This is a genomic window from Planktothrix sp. PCC 11201 (genome assembly GCF_900009135.1).
Classification (GTDB): domain Bacteria; phylum Cyanobacteriota; class Cyanobacteriia; order Cyanobacteriales; family Microcoleaceae; genus Planktothrix.
Genome location: NZ_LT797706.1, coordinates 185,514 through 203,444, shown reverse-complemented (window position 1 = coordinate 203,444; position 17,931 = coordinate 185,514). Strand labels below are relative to the sequence as shown.

Genomic DNA, 17,931 nt, shown 5'->3' with positions numbered 1-17,931 from the left:
TTATAACAAATAATTATTTTTTTAGCATCATAGAAACACCCCTGATTAAATATCAACAAATAGCGATGCACCCGGCTTGATGTTAGGACTCCGCTAAAACGATAATCCGATCTTGAGGGGAAAATTTTATCACTTCATCTTTTTTCGGATTGATCACAATTCCATAACCTCTGGCTAAATTTTTAGCATCCTTCAAACACCGATAACCGATGGCTGATTCTCCCCGTTGTTTAGCCACTTCAACAAAGGTATAAAAATTAATCGGTTCGTTAATAGTGACATAATTACTGACTGGTTTAAGGTAAATTTCTGACCCTTGAGGACTAAATAATTCGGCAAATACAGCATTTAAGTTTTTCTGTTCTGAAACTTGGGCTAACATCCGACTAATAATTTGTTCAGTAATCACAAAATCATCGGGACGCGCCACCTGAGCTAAGGCTTGATTGCGGGTATCTAACATTTCAGTGACAATCTGTATATTAGGATTTTTGCGATCGGCAATATCTCGAAGATAGATCAAAGTAATTAAGGTTTGAGCGTCGGCTTCTTCAGGATCTAACTCGGGATTAGACAACACAATAACATGGTGATATTTCTCTAAATTGAGAGACTCTAAAACATTTCTTTCGGTGGTTGATCCTTGATAATACTCCAGGGTTTGTTGTTGTAAATTCAAGGTATTTAAGACATTAATAATATCGGTTTCTGGGAAAGGTGAAACCAGGGTAACACTGGAGTTAGTGGCAACATATTGATCCAGTTGAACTAGAATCCGAGGAGTGTGATCATTCCACCCTAAAATTAACGTATGTTCGGGAGTCGAGATGGCTGGTTCTTTGGTCAGTTGCATCACACTCCGATTAATCGCAAATTCTGAAACACCGGATAAGCGAATCGTGCTATCATCCTCACTTAAAACAACTAATTTTTCTCCCGGTTGTAAGATCCTATCTAGGGTCGGATTGAGTTGAATTGTTCCATCGGTTGATTGTATTCCGATCACCGCAGAATCAAGATAGGCTAAGAGAATATCTCCATAGGATTGATGTTGTAAAGCAGGTTCTTCGTGAATATAGATTTCATTCCCGCTAAAATCCAATAATTCCATATAAACAATCGATAAACCCGATTGACGGCAAGTTTGAACAATCATGCGGGAAATTAAATCTTGAGTCAGTAATCCTTCAATTTCATCCTGTCCAATCAGTTGAATAATATCGAGGGTATTAATATCCTGAACCTGAGCGACAATATGATAGGGTTTAGATTCTAAACGGGGTAAATTTTTAATCGCTAAAAGAGTCTTAATTAAATGAGTATCAGATTGGTTTAGAGATTCATTTAAAATAATAATTGAGCGGGCTGCCTGAATATTCACCATGCCTAAATCCGCTAAATTACTAGGATTTCCGGTGCGACAAACGAGGCGAACTTGACGCAGTTTCCCCAACCCATCATAGAGACGATCTTCCATCTGAACTTTATCTTCAGGACTGAGAATAACAATGCAAGTATCTGAACGATTCGCATTGGCTAAAATCAGTTGATTAATTAAAGTGATGATTTGTAACGACCAACCCAGGATCACAATATGATCGGTTTCAATCACCCGTGAACGTCCTTTCCGCAGGTCTTCTAACTTGGTATCAATGCCACTACTAAGCAAACCAATTAGGGTACTAATAATAAATATTCCCCCAAAGGTTACCAATAACATCGCCAGACGAAATGACCACCCCTGGTCGCCTCCCATAGTTCCCGCATCCAGGGTACGCATTAAAACAGCCCACATTGCCTCAAAGGGATTCAGTGCCGTATCCCCTGGGGGTGCAACCCGAGCGAGACTGACTAAAAATCCCATAATCAGAATAAAGGCGAAGGACACCAGTGCTAAACCACTGACTAAGGCAATGGTGCCTTTTGACATGAAATTATCAAATCTGTAGCGGAACTGCTCGGCAAAAGTAATCTTACTCATATTGGCGGGTGAAAGGGTGCAAAAAACTTAAACTTGATACTATCCTAAACCGGATGAATCCGCCAAACATTTTCAGAATAAGCCTGGACAATTGGATCGGAGGAAAAACTACCTAAACGAGCTACATTTAAAATAGACATTCTCGTCCAGGTTTCCCAATCTCGGTAGGTTTGGCTGATTTTATCTTGGCAATCCAGATAGGATTGATAGTCAGCAAAAACCATATATTCATCGTGATATAATAGGGCATCAACCAATGTTTTAAACAGATTCGGATCACCTTGGGAAAAATAACCAGATGCAATTTGATCAATACTTTCTCGCAGGCTTTCATTGCCATGATAATAACTCCAAGGGTTATAACCTTTAGCTTTTAAAATTTCAATTTCAGATAAACTTAATCCGAAATCAAAGAAATTTTCTGCTCCAATTGCATGGCGTAATTCCTCACTCGCGCCATCTACAATTCCTAATGTTAACGATCCATTAAAAGCAGGTTTAAGAATCGCAATTCCCCCGGCTTTTTTCCCAGCCATGGCCAAATGTTCAGAGACATCGGCGGCGGGATAAATATGTTGACTTAAAGTTTGATTAACATTCGGAATAAATACGACTTTCAAGCGATCGCCAATCACCGGATCAGAATTAATCACTTGACCCACCGCATGAATTAATTTAATCATCAATTTCCCCATCACATAACCCGGGGCGGTTTTTCCCGCAAAAATAAAGGTTTGGGGAACATAATCCCCATCGGGATTTTTCCGAATCCGATTATAGAGAGTAATAATTTTTAAAATATTCAAATGTTGACGTTTATATTCCTGAATTCGTTCAATTTGAATATCAAAAATAGAATCAGGATTTACCGTAATCCCACAGTTTTTTTGAATATAAATAGCCAAATTTCGTTTGTTTTCTTGCTTAATATTTCGCCAAGCCAAACGAAATTCTAACCGATCTAATTCCGATTCTAAACTCCGCAAATCCGCAAAATTTTTAATCCAGCTATCCCCAATTTTATGAGTAATTAATTCCGTCAAACGAGGATTGGCTAAAACCAACCAACGCCGAGGGGTAATCCCACTGCTAATTGCCCTAAATTTTTCCGGTGTTAATTCATAAAAATCGGGAATAATTGATTGCTTTAATCCTTCGGTTTGCCAGAGAGAAATTCCATTGATGGCATAACTGCCAATACAAGCCAAATGGGTCATGCGAACATATCTTTCTCCCGTTTCATCAATCAAAGAAAGTCGAGATAATTTATTAAAATCCCCCGGATATTGACTGCGAACTCCAATCAACAATCGATTATTAATTTCATAGATAATTTCTAGGTGACGGGGTAATAAACTTCCTAATAATCCCACAGACCATTTTTGTTGAAATTCGGGTAACAGTGTTGGGTTTAGATAGGTAAAAGTTTTTCGTGTAATTGACCAGGATTTTTCCCATTCTAAGCCATATTCATCTACAAATAATCGCATCAATTCGGCAATAGCGATCGCACTAGCCGTATCATGGAGTTGAATAGAATAGTGTTGATGAAATGTCTCTAAATTTTCTCCCGTTGCCAGATGATTCCGAATCATATCTTGGAGAGAACAGGAGACAAAAAAGAATTGCTGTTCTAAACGTAGTTGTTTTTGTTGAATTTTTTCATCATGGGGATATAGGACTTTTGTGAGTAATTCAACATAGGGTTTTCCCTGAACAGTTCCATAATAATCCCCAATATTAAAATCCTGAGAATTAAAGGAAACAATGGGTTCTGCTTTCCATAATCTTAAGGTATTGACGGTATGACTTTGATAACCGGAAATCGGTGTATCATAGGAAACTCCTTTGATGCAACGCTGGGGAATCCAACGCACCCGATAGCGTTCTTGTTGGTCATAATAAGCCTCCGTATAACCACCTAACTGCACATTTACCGTAGCCTCGGGACGGGCAATTTCCCAGGGATTTCCATATCGCAACCATTTATCAATCTTTTCGACTTGCCAACCGTGATGAATTTCTTGATCAAAACTACCAAATTCATAACGAATTCCATAGGCAATAGCGGGCAGATTCAAGGTAGACAAAGAATCCAATTCATCAATAGGTAATTGGGCAACATTTCCATAGCCTAAACTGGGTTCTATTTCTTGGTCGATTAAGTCTTGTAAGTTGAGATTAAAGGCTTTTAGAGATTCTCGGAATGGTTCCCATAAATTGCAATTGACTAAATGATTAGCTAGATGAGATCCCAAAGAATATTCCGTGGAAAAATAGCAAATTTGTTTAACTTTATTTTGGGAACAATTTTGAGTTGTTTTCACCCAGGAAGGCATTAAAAATTGTCTAACGGTATGGGCTAAAGCTTGATATAACTCCTGGGGGGTTGCGGTTGTTGGTAATTGACCTTGAAGATAGAGTAGGTTAGCCGCAAACTCTCGTTGCAAATCCTCTAAAGCGGGTGTCGTTTCAGAATAATCGGCCATTAGGGAGTTGAAAATAGAATCGGGAATTAATGGACTCATATTAGTAAAATTATTACCCTTGAGGGCAGAAATTGTTTAACTTGAATAAACATACAGTAGAGAGACGCGCCGTGGCACGTCTCTACAGTTTTTCCTCAAGTTTTGGGTATTTAAACCGTGGCTAAATGGAAAGATACACCCAGTCCGGCGGCCATTTCTTCGGCGGTAATTTGACCATCATTATCTTGATCGAGGGCATCAAATACGGCGTCTGTTCCTGACCATTCTTCCCGGGTAATATAGCCATCGCCATCTAAATCATAGGCGCGGAAAATGTCTTCCGCCGCATGACTAATTACTTCTTCTCCTTCAATTCTTGCTAATCGATCCGCTAAGAATTTTTCTAGGGCTTCTAAGGCTTTAGAAAACCCTTTAATTCCTTCTTCTAATTTTTCCGAAGCCATCCGATCTTCGGCGTGCATTCGGTTAAAAGTCTCTTGATCAATCGAGATTTTTTCCAGGTCTAAACTAGCGGCGGTTTCGGGATTGAGTTTGCGGGGGAGGTCGCCAATAGTTGATTGTAATTCTTCTAATAGGGCGGGAGAAATTGTTAATAAATCACATCCGGCTAACTCGGTAATTTCCCCAATATTACGGAAACTTGCCCCCATCACTTCTGTTTGATAGCCAAATTTTTTATAATAGTTATAAATTTGGGTGACAGATAAAACGCCAGGGTCTTCTTCGGGGGGGTAGGAATCTCGTCCGGTGTCTTTTTTGTACCAATCTAAAATCCGACCGACAAAGGGAGAAATTAAGGTAGCCCCAGCTTCTGCACAGGCGATCGCTTGATGAATGCCAAATAATAGGGTTAAATTACAATGAATCCCTTCTTTTTCTAGGACTTCGGCGGCTTTAATTCCTTCCCAAGTGGAGGCAATTTTAATTAAAATGCGATCGCGGGAAATCCCAGCCGCTTCGTATTGCTCGATAATATAACGACCTTTAGCAATGGTGGTTTCCGTATCATAAGATAACCGAGCATCGACTTCCGTTGATACGCGCCCCGGAATAATGGCTAATATTTTTAATCCAAAAGCCACGGCTAACCTTTCAAAAGCTAAATTTGCCACTTCAGCAGGCGAAGCACTTCCCCCCAACTCCTGACGGGCTTTTTTGAGGGTATCATCCACAATATCTTCATATTGGGGCATTTGGGCGGCGGCAGTAATTAAGGAGGGGTTGGTAGTTGCATCTCTAGGGGTGTACATCTCAATGGCTTGGATATCTCCAGTATCCGCCACGACAACGGTAATTTCCCGTAGTTGTTCGAGTAGAGTTTGTGCCATTATTTTCCGTCCTATATTTAGGTCGCTAATCATAGCAGAGTATAACAAATCCCAACCTTGACTATCCTGAGTTTTATCAATCCACACAATTTTTTCAGAAAAATGTCCCGTTAAGGTCAAAAGCCTGGAAATCCATCAACCTTAGTATCAACATTTTATAAACTCTACGAGAATATACGGAGTTTATCTCATTAAAATGAACAATTGTGCTTTTATTTAAGACAAGTTTGCTGTAAAATTTGATCATATTTTTCCATAGTCTGATTAATAATATGTCTTCAACACCTGCTCTGGATTCGTCTAATTCGGTTACTGCTACGACGGGAATAATGGATAAAACTCGCCTCCTCCTGACCTTGTGGGCGATGAGTTGCACGGAGGGGGAAGTCAAAAAAAGTGAATTGACCAGTAAAGTTAAGCAAAAACGCAATAACAAAAAAATTGGCGTTGCTCAAACAATTTATGAAGAATTGAAAGCGGCGGAAGCAATTAAAATTTATAAGCAAAATCAAACCCCCATGGTATCGATCACAGATACGGGAAAACGAATGTTAATTGATGCTTTAAGTAGTCCTGATTTTGTGTTTGATGGAACGGTTATAGCTTCTCGTTTAGCTAATGGGTTGGTGGGTTTAATTCGAGAATTAAATCAAGGAATAACTTCCGCAACATTTGTTAAAGAAACTGCGATCGCTTCCTATGAGGAGTTTAAACCGATCGCCCTTCAGGTGTATGATCAATTAAATAAAGATTATAACTATGATAACTTAGTCCCAATTTATCGCATTCGTCGGACTATTGGTGATCAAGTTACTCGTTCACAATTCAATGAATGGATATTAGAAATGCAAGCAAATGATCTTGTTCAACTGATTGGGGGTGAAATGACCGATAGTACACCTGACAAAGTTGAAGATTCTATTCAAACCGAATTAGGAGCTATGCGTTACTACACCAAGCGTTTAGAAGCCTAATAAATATTTATTTTTTTTGTTCCTTTACCTTGTACCAGTCATTATGTCTAATCCTCAAACTTCCTCAATCGAAGATTTAAACCATGCCCTACTGAGTCACAATCCTTTTAATGAAGTGACTGTAACTTATCAAAATATCTGGCAACAAGAGTTCCCAGATGTGGCTTTTCTGAATGCTCATGCGTCTGATGCTGTTTTCCAAACTTTACAACAAAACTATAAAACATCAATTGTGATTACAGCAGAATATGGAACGGGAAAATCCCATATTATTAGTCGCATTCGACATCGCCTAAAATCTCAAGGTGGAGCTTTATTTATGTACGCAAATAAGTATGGGGATTTAAAAAATATTAAACATGGGTTCCAAAAAACCATTGCAGATAGTTTAAATCAACAAGGAAGTCAGGATGTTAGACAATGGCAGGAACTCGCTACTAATATGGCGAATGAAACTTTTATTCAAAACAAGATCAGAAGTTACTCTGCACAAGAATTAGTAGATAAAGTAACAAATTCTGATAAGAAAGCTAAAGGCTTGATATCTAAATTGACTAAATCTTTTTGTCAATTAAAATCAACAAAATATCCTAATCTGAACCCTGATATTGTTCGATGTATATTTTGGACACTTTCTTTAGAGCAAGTTTTGTATGCTAATAATTGGCTAGGGGGTCAAGAATTAGCTCAACATAAAACAGTAGAATTAGGCTTGCCTCCTCAAAACTTATCTTTTGATGCTGTTTTACAGATTTTAGATTTGATTAGCGAATATAATCAGCTTGTTATTTGTTTTGATGAATTAGATAATATCGTTGATCAAGATCCAGATTTAGGATATGCAAGAGTGCAGTTTGTTGCTGGATTAATTAAAGAACTCTTTGAAAACCTCGAACGAGGTATTATTTTAAGTGTTATGTTACCTAATGTTTGGAAAGACAAGATTAAAACCCTAACAAACTTTCCTTTGCATAAGATTTCTAGTTATAGCGACGATCCACTCAGTTTAAAGTTTGTGGATGAGAATGCAGCAATTGAATTAGTAAAAATGCGTTTATCAGATTTTTACACCAGTAAAAATTTAGTCTCCCATGATCCTCTTTATCCTTTTGACGAAAAGGAACTTAGAAATTTAGGTAAAAGTAAATCTAGTACAGTAAGAGAAGTTTTGAATTTATGCAAAAAAAGTTTGCCTAGCAAAATATCGCCCGTCTTTCCCCCTCCTGAAGATCCAGTAAAACAGGCATTTGATGATGAAATGAAGCAAGATGTAGAAAGCTCAATTGATGATAATTATTTGATTGCTGACGCTTTGCTTTTCGGATGCAAAAGTTTAATTGGTAAAACGATTGAAGGTATTTTTGTTGAAGGAGTTACAGATCAGGTACGGCGTTTAAAACGAAAAGAATCTAAAGATGGTTTTCTGAATTTTAAAATTATAGGAAAACAGGATGAGAAAGATATAGCAATTGGTGTAGCAGTGCTTCAGTATGATGGCGGTCACGCGCTAGGAGCAGGGTTTAAAAGGCTTATTGCTCCTCAAGATTATTCAATTGAGATTACAAGAGGGTGTTTAGTGCGTTCTAAAACTAAAAAAATTACTGGCTATATGGAAGCAACTTATCTACAACCTTTAATTCGTCAAGGGGGAGAATATGTAGAACTTAAAGAAGAAGAAATTAAACCATTAATTGCGATTCGTGCAGTTCATCAAAAGCGTAGCGTTGATTATCAATTAACAGAAGAAGAAATCTTAAAATTTATTCATGAAAAAGGAGCAAAGTATAATTTGGGTGAAAGTAATCCATTACTTCGAGAAATTTTGAGTGATCCTTCATACCAAGTTCCTGATGATGTGAGTATGGAGGAACCTCTAATGTTATCATCTGAATCAGAAAATAACGGCTATGAATCAGAAAATGATATTGATTTATCTGGGTTTTAAAAATGTATAACTCTATTTCGCTTGATAATGCTTTATCAGTGCCATATCCTGATATTGTTGCCTTAAGTCAGGGCAGAATGATCACCATTATTACTCATGTTGATATGTATTTGGGGAGATCATTCGCCCTTTATCCCGTTAATACTTTGTTGAATTTATTTCCAGTTGAGGAATACTATAAATCAAGTTTTTTGTCAACTTGTAAAACTGTTTTAGATGAAATAAATTTTGATGAAGTTGAAATTAAGCTTTGGGGTAAATGTCACAACTGTTCTCAAGTAAACGATCCCGAAGATTTGACTAAGTTATCTAAAGTAACCCCTTGGACGGAGGAAGGATTAAAGGCCCTCTTACAACAGCGAGGAAACATTTTTTTAACTTATCTTCGGGTTTATAAACTCCCTGAACCGATCACAGTATCATCTGTCAATAGTTCTCGATTTATACCTTTACCCCATTCTATTACGGTAACAGAAACAAATCCGATTTTAGATGATCATAAATTTGAACATCTATATCGAAAAATTCTCAATCGTCAACCGCCAGAACATCCTGAATTAGAAGAATTAGAAACTGCGATCGCCCAGTTTCAAACTAACTCTTTATCTCAGGAAGAACAACTCGGTTTAAACCTTTTACAAGCCAATATTCATCAACTCTTAGGTTGGAAAACTTCAAAACCTGCCAATTTAACCAATGATTCCAGCTTAAATTGGATTAATGAAATAGCAGCATTCGGAAACCGAAGTAAAGAACTAGACGAAGGCAAAAGCAACTATCAAGCCGGAACAGACTTTGAGAATATTGTTAAACAAAGCTTAGAATTTTTAGGTTTTACTATAGACTATGCTCATAAAGGAGGTGCAGGTGGATTAGACTTATTTTGTTCAAAACCTTATCCGATTGTCGGCGAATGTAAAGCAGGCAAAAAAACCCCCAATGATACCGCAGTTCAACTCTTAAATTTAGGAACACTGCGTTTAAAGGATGAAAAACTGTTCAAAGACGCCATTAAATTAATTATAGGCCCTAGTGAACCTACTCAACAAATGAACGAGGCAGCAAAAGTACATAAGATGACAATTATTAATCCTGAAACATTAGAAAAACTCGTTAAACTCCAAGCTCAATATCCGGGTTCAGTTGACTTAATTGAACTCAAAGACTATTTTAAAAAAAAGAAAGGGGATCAAGAGGAATGGGGTCAAATGGATGATAACATAGATAAATATATTAAAATCGTGTTTAATCGTTTACAATTGCGATCGCATATTATTAAAGTAGTCAAAGACTATCTAAATAATGCTCAAATGGCAGAAGCAACAGTTTCAGGAATTCATGGACGTTATTGCTCCAATCAGCCTCAATTCCTATCAGAACGGGAACTTCATGAAATCCTGGTCGAACTGTCTTCCCCTCTAGCTGGATATGTCGGACGAAAAAAAGCGGAAGACTGGCGAAATGATCGGTTTTATTATCTAAGAGAACTCATCGTACACCAAAGCTAAAATTTTGATTACAATTTGTTCAAGAGAAAACTCAGTTTTAATTAACTAAAAGACCCGCCCGCTAGTCACCCATAGGAGCATTAATTGATGTACAACACAAAAGCTTATTCCGCAGCCAGTGCCACATCACCCCTGGCTTCCGCCCAGATCGGGCGCCGTGATCTAACCGAACACGACGTACAGATCGAAATCCTGTTCTGTGGTATATGCCACTCCGACATCCATTCCGTGCGTAACGAGTGGAGCAGCTTCATGCCCACGGTCTATCCAATTGTCCCCGGTCATGAGATTGTTGGCCGTGTCACCCAGGTTGGCTCGGCCGTTAGCAAGTACAAGCCCGGCGATCTCGCTGGTGTCGGCTGCTTGGTTGACTCGGACGGCACTTGTCCCCATTGCCAAGCTGGTCTTGAGCAGTTCTGCCCCAACCTGACCCTCACCTTCAACTCCCCAGACAAGCACCTCGGAGGCGTTACCTATGGGGGCTACTCCGATAGCATCGTCGTCGATGAACGCTTTGTTGTGCGCGTTCCGGCCAACCTCGATCTGTCTGGAGTCGCACCGCTCCTGTGCGCCGGGATCACAACCTACTCGCCCCTGCGCCACTGGGGTGTCACCCAGGGCCAGAAGGTCGGCATAGTTGGTCTGGGGGGACTGGGCCACATGGGTGTGAAGTTCGCCCGTGCCTTCGGAGCCCACGTCGTCGTTTTCACCACCTCAGCGAATAAAAAAGAAGACGCGCTCCGCCTCGGTGCCGACGAAGTGGTCATGTCTCGCAACGCCGACGAAATGCAGAAGCACGCTGGCAGCTTTGATTTCATCCTCGACACCGTATCCGCCGATCACGACATCAACGCTTATCTCAACCTACTCACCCGGGACGGCAACATCACCCTGGTCGGCGCACCCCCAAAGCCGTTCGATATCGCGGCATTCAGCCTGATCATGGGCCGTCGCAGTCTGTCCGGCTCTAACATTGGCGGTATCGCCGAAACCCAAGAGATGCTCGACTTTTGCGGCCAGCACAATATCACCGCAGATGTCGAAGTTATCCCCATCCAGAAGGTTAACGAAGCCTACGAGCGACTGCTCAAGTCCGATGTTAAGTACCGCTTCTGTATCGATATGGCATCACTTAAATCTGAATAAGGGAACAGGGAATAGGGAATAGGTAATAGGTAATAGGCAATAGGCAATAGGCAATGAGTTTGCACAGATTTAGTAGAGACGTGCCCGGGCGAAGCCATGCTGAAGGCTATTGGCGCGTCTCTACAACTGTAATGGGTAGCACTATATCTCCTGTTTGAGTTCATTAATCAGATTTTGTTGAGCAATGTAGACCAAAGCGAAGGTTTTAATTACAATTTGTAAAGCAGGTTGACATCAAACCCATTTGCTTGACCATGAACTACCCTAGAACATCCAGTAACTTCCCGATTAACGTTGATTTTCTCCCCCCCGATGTCATCCCCTTCACCGGAAAAATCGGCATGACCTACGCCCCGGGAAAATCCCATCAAGGGATGCACCTACTCTGGGATCGTAGTTTATATCATGACCTAGACCGCCTGCGCTATTTCTATCACACCGATGTTTTAGTCTCCCTAATTGAACCCCACGAATTCCATAAAGTCCAAATTCCCACCTTATTCCCCGAAGCCCAAGCTAGGGGGATGGAAACTCTCTGGTTTCCCATTCCCGATATGAAAGTTCCCACCTCCATGCCAGGAGTGATTAACCTAGTTCCCCAAATTCTTGACCGCGCCAAAGCAGGTAAAACTGTTGTTGTTCACTGTATGGGGGGATTTGGACGCACGGGAACGATTGTGTCTTGTTGCTTAGTCACCTTGGGTTATACTCCAGAAAATGCGATCGCAATTGTCCGCCATACCCGTGAATATTGTGTAGAAACCACCGAACAGGAAGAATATGTCTCCCAATTTGCCCAAGCGTGGAAACAGTCATCAGTTATAGGGGAGGGGTTACTTTGCCCCTATTAAGTTATCAGAAAATTGGGTTTGAGAAATAGAGGAAGGCGATCGCAAATATCCTAATTTGGGATTATCCTAAATTGGGTTTATCTTGTCTGAGGTAAAGATATTGCTTCACTAAAGGCAAGATGAAAACCATTTTTAGCCCTGAGTATGACATATTTCGCCAGTGCATGATTGCAGCACGCAAGGCAGCTAAGTTGACTCAGGCAACCCTTGCTCAATCTCTCAATAAACCCCAATCTTTTGTTGCTAAATATGAAAACGGCGAAAGACGATTAGATGTGATTGAATTTTTGTTAATTACCCGTGTAATGGGTATAGATCCCTGTGACATTCTTAGGGAAATTAACGAGGAATTAGAACATATATTTTGTGGAAAAGCAAGATGAATACACAAGATGTAATCAGACTAGCCTCTCATTATTTAGATGGCTTATCTGGACATATTTTTGATCTGTTGGATATTTCCAAACCGATTTCTGTAGATGCCGCAGTTAATCTATCTAAAGTAATATCAAAGCTTTCGCCACTCCTGGGGAATTTGATTGAATTTAATACAGTTGAGTTTCTGAATAAACAAGATGATTTTTCTGAGTTTGGCAAGTGGCAACGGCAAGACCCTGGTTTTCCCGATACTATTTTTGTAGGTAACGTTCAACCCATACCAGGTTTAGAAATTAAAGCCTGGTTTCCCCTCGCGACGGAAATAACAGCACGTTTCAAAGATAGTCAAAATCACTTCCAATTTGATCAAACTAGTGAAGGACGAATTTACAAACCAACCAGAGAATATCAATTACTTTTACGCGAATTACTCATCCGCTACAAATATAGACTCGATACGAATTTTGCCAAGATGGATCGAATTGAACATCCAGGTATTGAGCAGTTTAAACAGCGTGTCTTTAACATTGAAATGTGTTGTATGAAGATCGGGGAATGGAATAGACTTTTATCCAGCCGTAAAGAGGAAAGAATTAAGCAAGCTTTACAAACTTATTTGGATATTAAAGAAGAGAGTATTGATAAAATTCTGGATTAAATCTCTCTGTACCCCAGTAAAAATAGTCTGGGTCAATTTCACAGGAGTAGGCTTTTCGCTTTAATTGACGTGCTGCCAAAGAAGCACTAAATAAACCTCCAAACGGTTCCCAGATAATATCATTTTCATCACTAGAAGATTGAATAATCAGACTCATGAGATCAAGGGGTTTTTGATTGAGATGTAACGCTTTACCAGATTTAGTTTTAATTCGTTCATTTCCTCGTAAAGCAGAACGTTCCCAAACATTTGTAAACCCGTGAGGACATTGAAATTTGGAGCGCATTTTGCTCCATTCTTGTTTGGTCAAAGAGCGTTGATTATCTAAGGAAAAATAGGGTTTACCTTCTGAATTACCCTTTTCATTTGCATAATTAACTAGACGTTCAAACATTTCTGGCGGAGGAAAATACCATAAATGTCCTTGATCAAAATATTTTCTGGTTGCAGCATCAGCAACACTGCAAGCCTCATTTGCGCGTTTAAGGGGTAGTCCTGAACGTTTCCATTCTTTCAGCAACCATGTTTTTAAAGGCAAATCGTTAATTGTTACTTCTCTAACATATTGAACACAAACTTCTGTAACAACTGGAAACCTACGAATCTTTTCAGTATTAACATTACCTGCAATATGACCTTTGCCTTTATTCCAAATATTGCAATTTACATAACGCCATCCGTATTTTTCAAGAATGGGATGAACAACAGCCCAACCGATTTCTGAATTCCAAAACCAAAGTGTAGTACAAGGTATCGCTGCTTTTGACCAAGCTTGAATATGAGGTTCATACCACTGAGGTAGATCAAGATGATCTGATGTATCTCCTTCAAATCCTAAAACACCATAAGCCCCATCTGAAACAATTACAGTGGGCTGTTCCCATTGAGCATAATATTCAAGGCTATCACCTAAGTACAAAGTAACGAATTCATCACTCCACTTAGAAAAGCTCGGACTTGCATCTAGTTTAACAACTTTTCCGCGACCGACTGTACTCGTTGCTTTGGGTTTTAAACTGTTGTAGGGGGGTTGATTGGGCAAAGTCATTGACTCAATGGATTGAAGGAAGTTTATACTAAAACTTGTAGCTTAATTATAGCTCTTTGTTACCTGTGAGCTTTTCCTAATGCGCCCAACTCTTTGTGATACTTTCAAAAGTCGTGCTTTATGGACGTGGGATACTCTAGCGAGAGGACGTTCTGTAAAGTGCCAAATTGGAGAAGAGACTTTAACAGACTTAAATATTCTTGAATTGAAAATCAGACACGCATCTGAAGTTTATAGTAAAACATTTACTAAACGTAAAGAAGGTTCCAATGGTGCTGATTGGGAGTGGTGGTTTACAGGCTCTAGTGGAAAGTGGATTGGATTCCGAGTACAAGCTAAAGTCATAGATATCGATACGGATTCTTTTAAGCACCTTCATTATCATAAAAACAAGAATTCAGGTTTTCAATGTGACTATCTTATTAAGGAAGCTTTCAGCAACAAGGAATTCCCGATGATTCCTTTATACTGTCTTTACTCAAATTGGAATACTCTCAGCAAAGTACCCTGGAGATGTTTAACCTACTATCCTGTTGAAGAAAGTTATGGTTGCTCTATCCTATCTGCTTTTGCAGTCCGCTACTTGCGAAGCTTTGAAAAAAAAATAAAAAGTAAAAGTAGTACAAAAGACTTTGAATTTTTACTGAATTATATTAACCCTTGGCATTGCTTAGTATGTTGCCGTGGATATGGAGAAGGTGATTTACCAAATCGAGTTATTAAATATTGGAGAAATTTTATACGACGGTCTGAGAGAGAAATTTCTGAACAGTTGTCTTTGAATACCCGTCGGCAAGTTGATAGTGAGTTAGAAAACTACTATGGAACTTATAACCAAATTGAATTATTAGATAACCCGCCAGAATATGTTCTACGGCTACTTGAGAATGAATTAAATGAACAACCTTATCCAAATGTGCGAACGATAACAGTTTTTAAAGAATGGGACGAACCTATATCATATAATTATTGAATAGCAGTTATAGCAGTAGCTATAACAACCTTGATATAATAGATTGAATGAAGCTATTGGTGATGTTTTATAATTAGACCGCTTCCCTTTTGGATTATTATTTATCGGCATCAATATTAACCTGGTTTGTCGGTTTGCTGAGGGAACTTGCTCAAACTGTTGTTTTTTAGTAACACCCATGCAAATACCCAGACATAAAGCATCAAAGGTGGCAATTAGTTTTTGATTGCGATCGCATATTGCGTAACATAATCTTTCTTAACTCTTACACTGATAACTGAGCAGGGGTGGGGGAACCCCGCCCCTACAACTGGTTAAACAACGTGGCTTAATGGCAAACGCTGTTCCTGTAATAAATCTCGATAGAGATGTTCTAATTGGGTGATATTTTGATCGAGAGTATAGCGTTCTAAGACCCGTTGACGGGCTTTTTGACCCACTAGAGGGATCATTTCAGGATGATCTCGTAATAGGGGTAACAGAGTTCGCAGTTGGGAAGTAACGCCCTGGGTCTTCATAATAATTCCCGCGCCGCCTTCCATTACTTCCCCATCCGCCCCCGCATCCGTCGCCACACAAGCCGTACCACAGGACATCGCCTCTAATAAGGAGATTGATAAGCCTTCCACCATCGACGGTAAAACAAAGACATCGGCCCCCCGCAGAATTTCAATCCGTCGGTCTTCATCCCCGACGAACCCAAACCAGATAATCCCATCCTCTGGCCCATAGGAGGCTTGGAGAGAGGGGGCTAAGGGCCCATCACCAACGATGACTAATAGACAACCCGGCCCCATATCCGACTTTTTCCAGGCTTTGAGTAGGGACTCTACGTTCTTTTCCGTAGCCAAACGGCCTTGATAGACAAAAACCCGTTCCGCCCCTAATTCTTCCTTAAAGTTCGATGGCCCGGGAGAATATTTCGACCCATCTACTCCATTAGGAATCACCGCTACCCGGTGTTTTTCGACTCCCAGACGGTTTAACATCTCCCGTTGAACTTGGGAAAAGACAATCACACGGTCATAGTTTGCCAAAAAAGGCGCGTAGATTTGATAGGTTAAATGTTGTGTCCCGGATTGAAAATTCCGTAATTTATGGTCAAAGGGCGTATGAAAGGTCGCCACTAAGGGGATATTCAGTTCCGCACAAATTTCAGGTAAGACAAAATCCAACGGTGAAAGGGTCAGGGACGCATGAACCAAATCGGGTTTTAACCGTTTTAGGGACTTGGTTAAGACTTTGCTAGAACTGAGGGTGGGAATTGTATAGACTTGGGACTTATACAGACAGGGTAAAGACACCTCCTGAGTCATGGGAAAGGGTGTCACCTTGCCATTTTTGTCCTCAGTCGAGATTTTCCAGTTACCGTTTTCCAGTTGCCATTCTGGGTTACGGTCGTTCGTTCCTTCATGGGCAAAGTGCAGAAAGCTAACTCGATGGCCCCGGTCTAACAGGGCGTTAGTAATTTCCCGGGAATAGGTAACGTTACCGCAAAAGGGTGATTTTTTTCCAAGCCAAGCAATGTGCATTCAAGTGATTTGGAATTTATTAAAATGGGTTTGATGAGCATGACTTTACCACGATTACCGCGTTCTGTCCTTAGATTAGTCTCTATATCTCAGATCAGCCACTCCATCCTCTATCTCAGGGAATAGGAAACCCGATTACGGCTTCTGGGTTCGATATCCCCTGAGTTGTATTGCGTTTTGTGAAAAATCTTAAAATGAGGGTGCGATCGCCTGGTAAGATCAACTGTTGATTTTTACCAACAGTCAATATTTACACTCGTTAGGTTTGGAGGAATAATGGACGCAATTACAAGTTTTTTGGGCGATATCAACTTTGAGCTTATTGCACAGCTTACAATGTTGGGTCTGATTGTGGTGGCTGGCCCGGCAGTCATTATCTTACTAGCTTTTCGTGGTGGCGATCTCTAATCAAGAGGATGGAGACGTTGGTGGCAACGTCTCTAGTTAATTTAATCTTGAATATAATCAGACCCGGAAATTAAGGAGATTTCCGCCCGCACAAATTCCCGTCCCAGATACAAGGCATGATCCAAACAACTGACCGGACAGGGTTGGGTTTCTTCAGTAATTTTAATCCCTAATTCCTTAGCGGTTTTTCCCGTAAAAATAGCCGTAGGTTCGCGCTTTAAACTTCCCGTACAAGGGAAAGGTTCTCCGGTTTCTGGATCAACAGCTAATCCTTTTTCATTGATAGCATTGGTATAGTGTTCGGCACAGATTAATCCCGCTTCTCGGTCAATATAAATAATAAAATATCCCGCCGGATCAAGGTGAATAAAACGATTAGAAAGCTGATCGTCTAAAGCGGCGAGTGCTTTGGTGTTAGCAGTAGTTGTAGGTTGAGGAGACACGGTATTATTAATGAAATGATAAATTAAGCTGTCTATAGTTTATCTCATTTCCCGCCTAAATTTTCATCAAACCCCGTAGGGGCGGGTTCGAGTCAACCTAGAAAACTCATCCCAAAACCTACTAAACCCGACCCGACCCCAACACAATCTTAATTAATCGTTAATTGTAGATTTCCATGAGCGAGTAGGGCGGGTTGATTAAAATTATTTGTGACAATTCAAGATTATTACAGAACCCGCCCCTACAATATTTTGTGAAAGCGAGAATA

The 17,931-nt window shown here is 40.0% G+C and carries 15 protein-coding genes; 9 read left to right on the top strand and 6 right to left on the bottom strand.

What is annotated here, in order from left to right; translation table 11 throughout:
* Positions 1 to 82: 82 nt before the first annotated feature.
* The 3 genes from PL11201_RS18090 to PL11201_RS18080 form a co-directional block, all read right to left on the bottom strand.
* Positions 83 to 1,930 carry a CASTOR/POLLUX-related putative ion channel gene (locus PL11201_RS18090; RefSeq protein WP_234996759.1) on the bottom strand — a complete coding sequence of 616 codons (1,848 nt, stop codon included), beginning with the start codon at positions 1,928 to 1,930 and terminating at the stop codon, positions 83 to 85.
* Between the two features lie 95 nt (positions 1,931 to 2,025).
* Positions 2,026 to 4,509 (bottom strand): glycogen/starch/alpha-glucan family phosphorylase, encoded by a 2,484-nt coding sequence (gene glgP / locus PL11201_RS18085; protein WP_079680284.1) that lies wholly within the window; start codon positions 4,507 to 4,509, stop codon positions 2,026 to 2,028.
* A gap of 110 nt (positions 4,510 to 4,619) precedes the next feature.
* The gene (locus tag PL11201_RS18080; protein ID WP_079680333.1) at positions 4,620 to 5,798 is read right to left on the bottom strand and encodes a transaldolase; all 1,179 of its coding nucleotides are present in this window, start codon (positions 5,796 to 5,798) and stop codon (positions 4,620 to 4,622) included.
* A gap of 272 nt (positions 5,799 to 6,070) precedes the next feature.
* On the opposite strand from PL11201_RS18080, the gene PL11201_RS18075 reads away from it, so the two are divergent.
* From PL11201_RS18075 to PL11201_RS18045, 7 genes are all read left to right on the top strand, one after another.
* Positions 6,071 to 6,772 (top strand): hypothetical protein, encoded by a 702-nt coding sequence (locus tag PL11201_RS18075; protein ID WP_200816810.1) that lies wholly within the window; start codon positions 6,071 to 6,073, stop codon positions 6,770 to 6,772.
* Between the two features lie 43 nt (positions 6,773 to 6,815).
* Complete coding sequence (locus PL11201_RS18070; protein WP_079680282.1) at positions 6,816 to 8,717, top strand: P-loop NTPase fold protein; 1,902 nt, start codon at positions 6,816 to 6,818, stop codon at positions 8,715 to 8,717.
* A 2-nt stretch (positions 8,718 to 8,719) separates the two neighbouring features.
* The gene (locus PL11201_RS18065; protein ID WP_079680281.1) at positions 8,720 to 10,225 is read left to right on the top strand and encodes a DUF1802 family protein; all 1,506 of its coding nucleotides are present in this window, start codon (positions 8,720 to 8,722) and stop codon (positions 10,223 to 10,225) included.
* Positions 10,226 to 10,312: 87 nt separating this feature from the next.
* Entirely contained in the window at positions 10,313 to 11,371 is a 1,059-nt protein-coding gene (locus tag PL11201_RS18060; RefSeq protein WP_079680280.1) for an NAD(P)-dependent alcohol dehydrogenase, read from the top strand.
* Between the two features lie 254 nt (positions 11,372 to 11,625).
* Positions 11,626 to 12,222, top strand: coding sequence for a cyclin-dependent kinase inhibitor 3 family protein (locus PL11201_RS18055; RefSeq protein ID WP_079680279.1), 597 nt, complete (start codon positions 11,626 to 11,628; stop codon positions 12,220 to 12,222).
* Between the two features lie 119 nt (positions 12,223 to 12,341).
* Positions 12,342 to 12,605 (top strand): helix-turn-helix domain-containing protein, encoded by a 264-nt coding sequence (locus tag PL11201_RS18050; RefSeq protein WP_079680278.1) that lies wholly within the window; start codon positions 12,342 to 12,344, stop codon positions 12,603 to 12,605.
* Positions 12,602 to 13,258, top strand: coding sequence for a hypothetical protein (locus PL11201_RS18045; RefSeq protein WP_079680277.1), 657 nt, complete (start codon positions 12,602 to 12,604; stop codon positions 13,256 to 13,258). The genes PL11201_RS18050 and PL11201_RS18045 overlap by 4 nt, the downstream gene beginning before the upstream one ends.
* Here the strand turns inward: PL11201_RS18045 and PL11201_RS18040 are convergent.
* On the bottom strand, positions 13,224 to 14,306 hold the full coding sequence (locus PL11201_RS18040; protein ID WP_079680276.1) for a DNA methyltransferase: 1,083 nt from the start codon (positions 14,304 to 14,306) through the stop codon (positions 13,224 to 13,226). The genes PL11201_RS18045 and PL11201_RS18040 overlap by 35 nt on opposite strands.
* A 79-nt stretch (positions 14,307 to 14,385) precedes the next feature.
* Here PL11201_RS18040 and PL11201_RS18035 point away from each other — a divergent pair, with 79 nt between their 5' ends.
* A complete protein-coding gene (locus tag PL11201_RS18035) occupies positions 14,386 to 15,279 on the top strand; it encodes a DUF6615 family protein (protein ID WP_079680275.1) in 894 nt (297 codons plus the stop codon).
* Between the two features lie 314 nt (positions 15,280 to 15,593).
* On the opposite strand, the gene PL11201_RS18030 is transcribed toward PL11201_RS18035, so the two are convergent.
* On the bottom strand, positions 15,594 to 16,811 hold the full coding sequence (locus PL11201_RS18030; protein ID WP_079680274.1) for a glycosyltransferase family 4 protein: 1,218 nt from the start codon (positions 16,809 to 16,811) through the stop codon (positions 15,594 to 15,596).
* Between the two features lie 276 nt (positions 16,812 to 17,087).
* On the opposite strand from PL11201_RS18030, the gene psb30 reads away from it, so the two are divergent.
* A complete protein-coding gene (psb30, locus tag PL11201_RS18025; protein WP_026785372.1) occupies positions 17,088 to 17,219 on the top strand; it encodes a photosystem II reaction center protein Ycf12/Psb30 in 132 nt (43 codons plus the stop codon).
* Between the two features lie 41 nt (positions 17,220 to 17,260).
* Here psb30 and PL11201_RS18020 read toward each other — a convergent pair whose 3' ends face one another.
* Positions 17,261 to 17,662: a DUF4346 domain-containing protein gene (locus tag PL11201_RS18020; RefSeq protein ID WP_079680273.1), complete on the bottom strand. Its 402-nt coding sequence runs from the start codon at positions 17,660 to 17,662 to the stop codon at positions 17,261 to 17,263.
* Between the last annotated feature and the right edge of the window lie 269 nt (positions 17,663 to 17,931).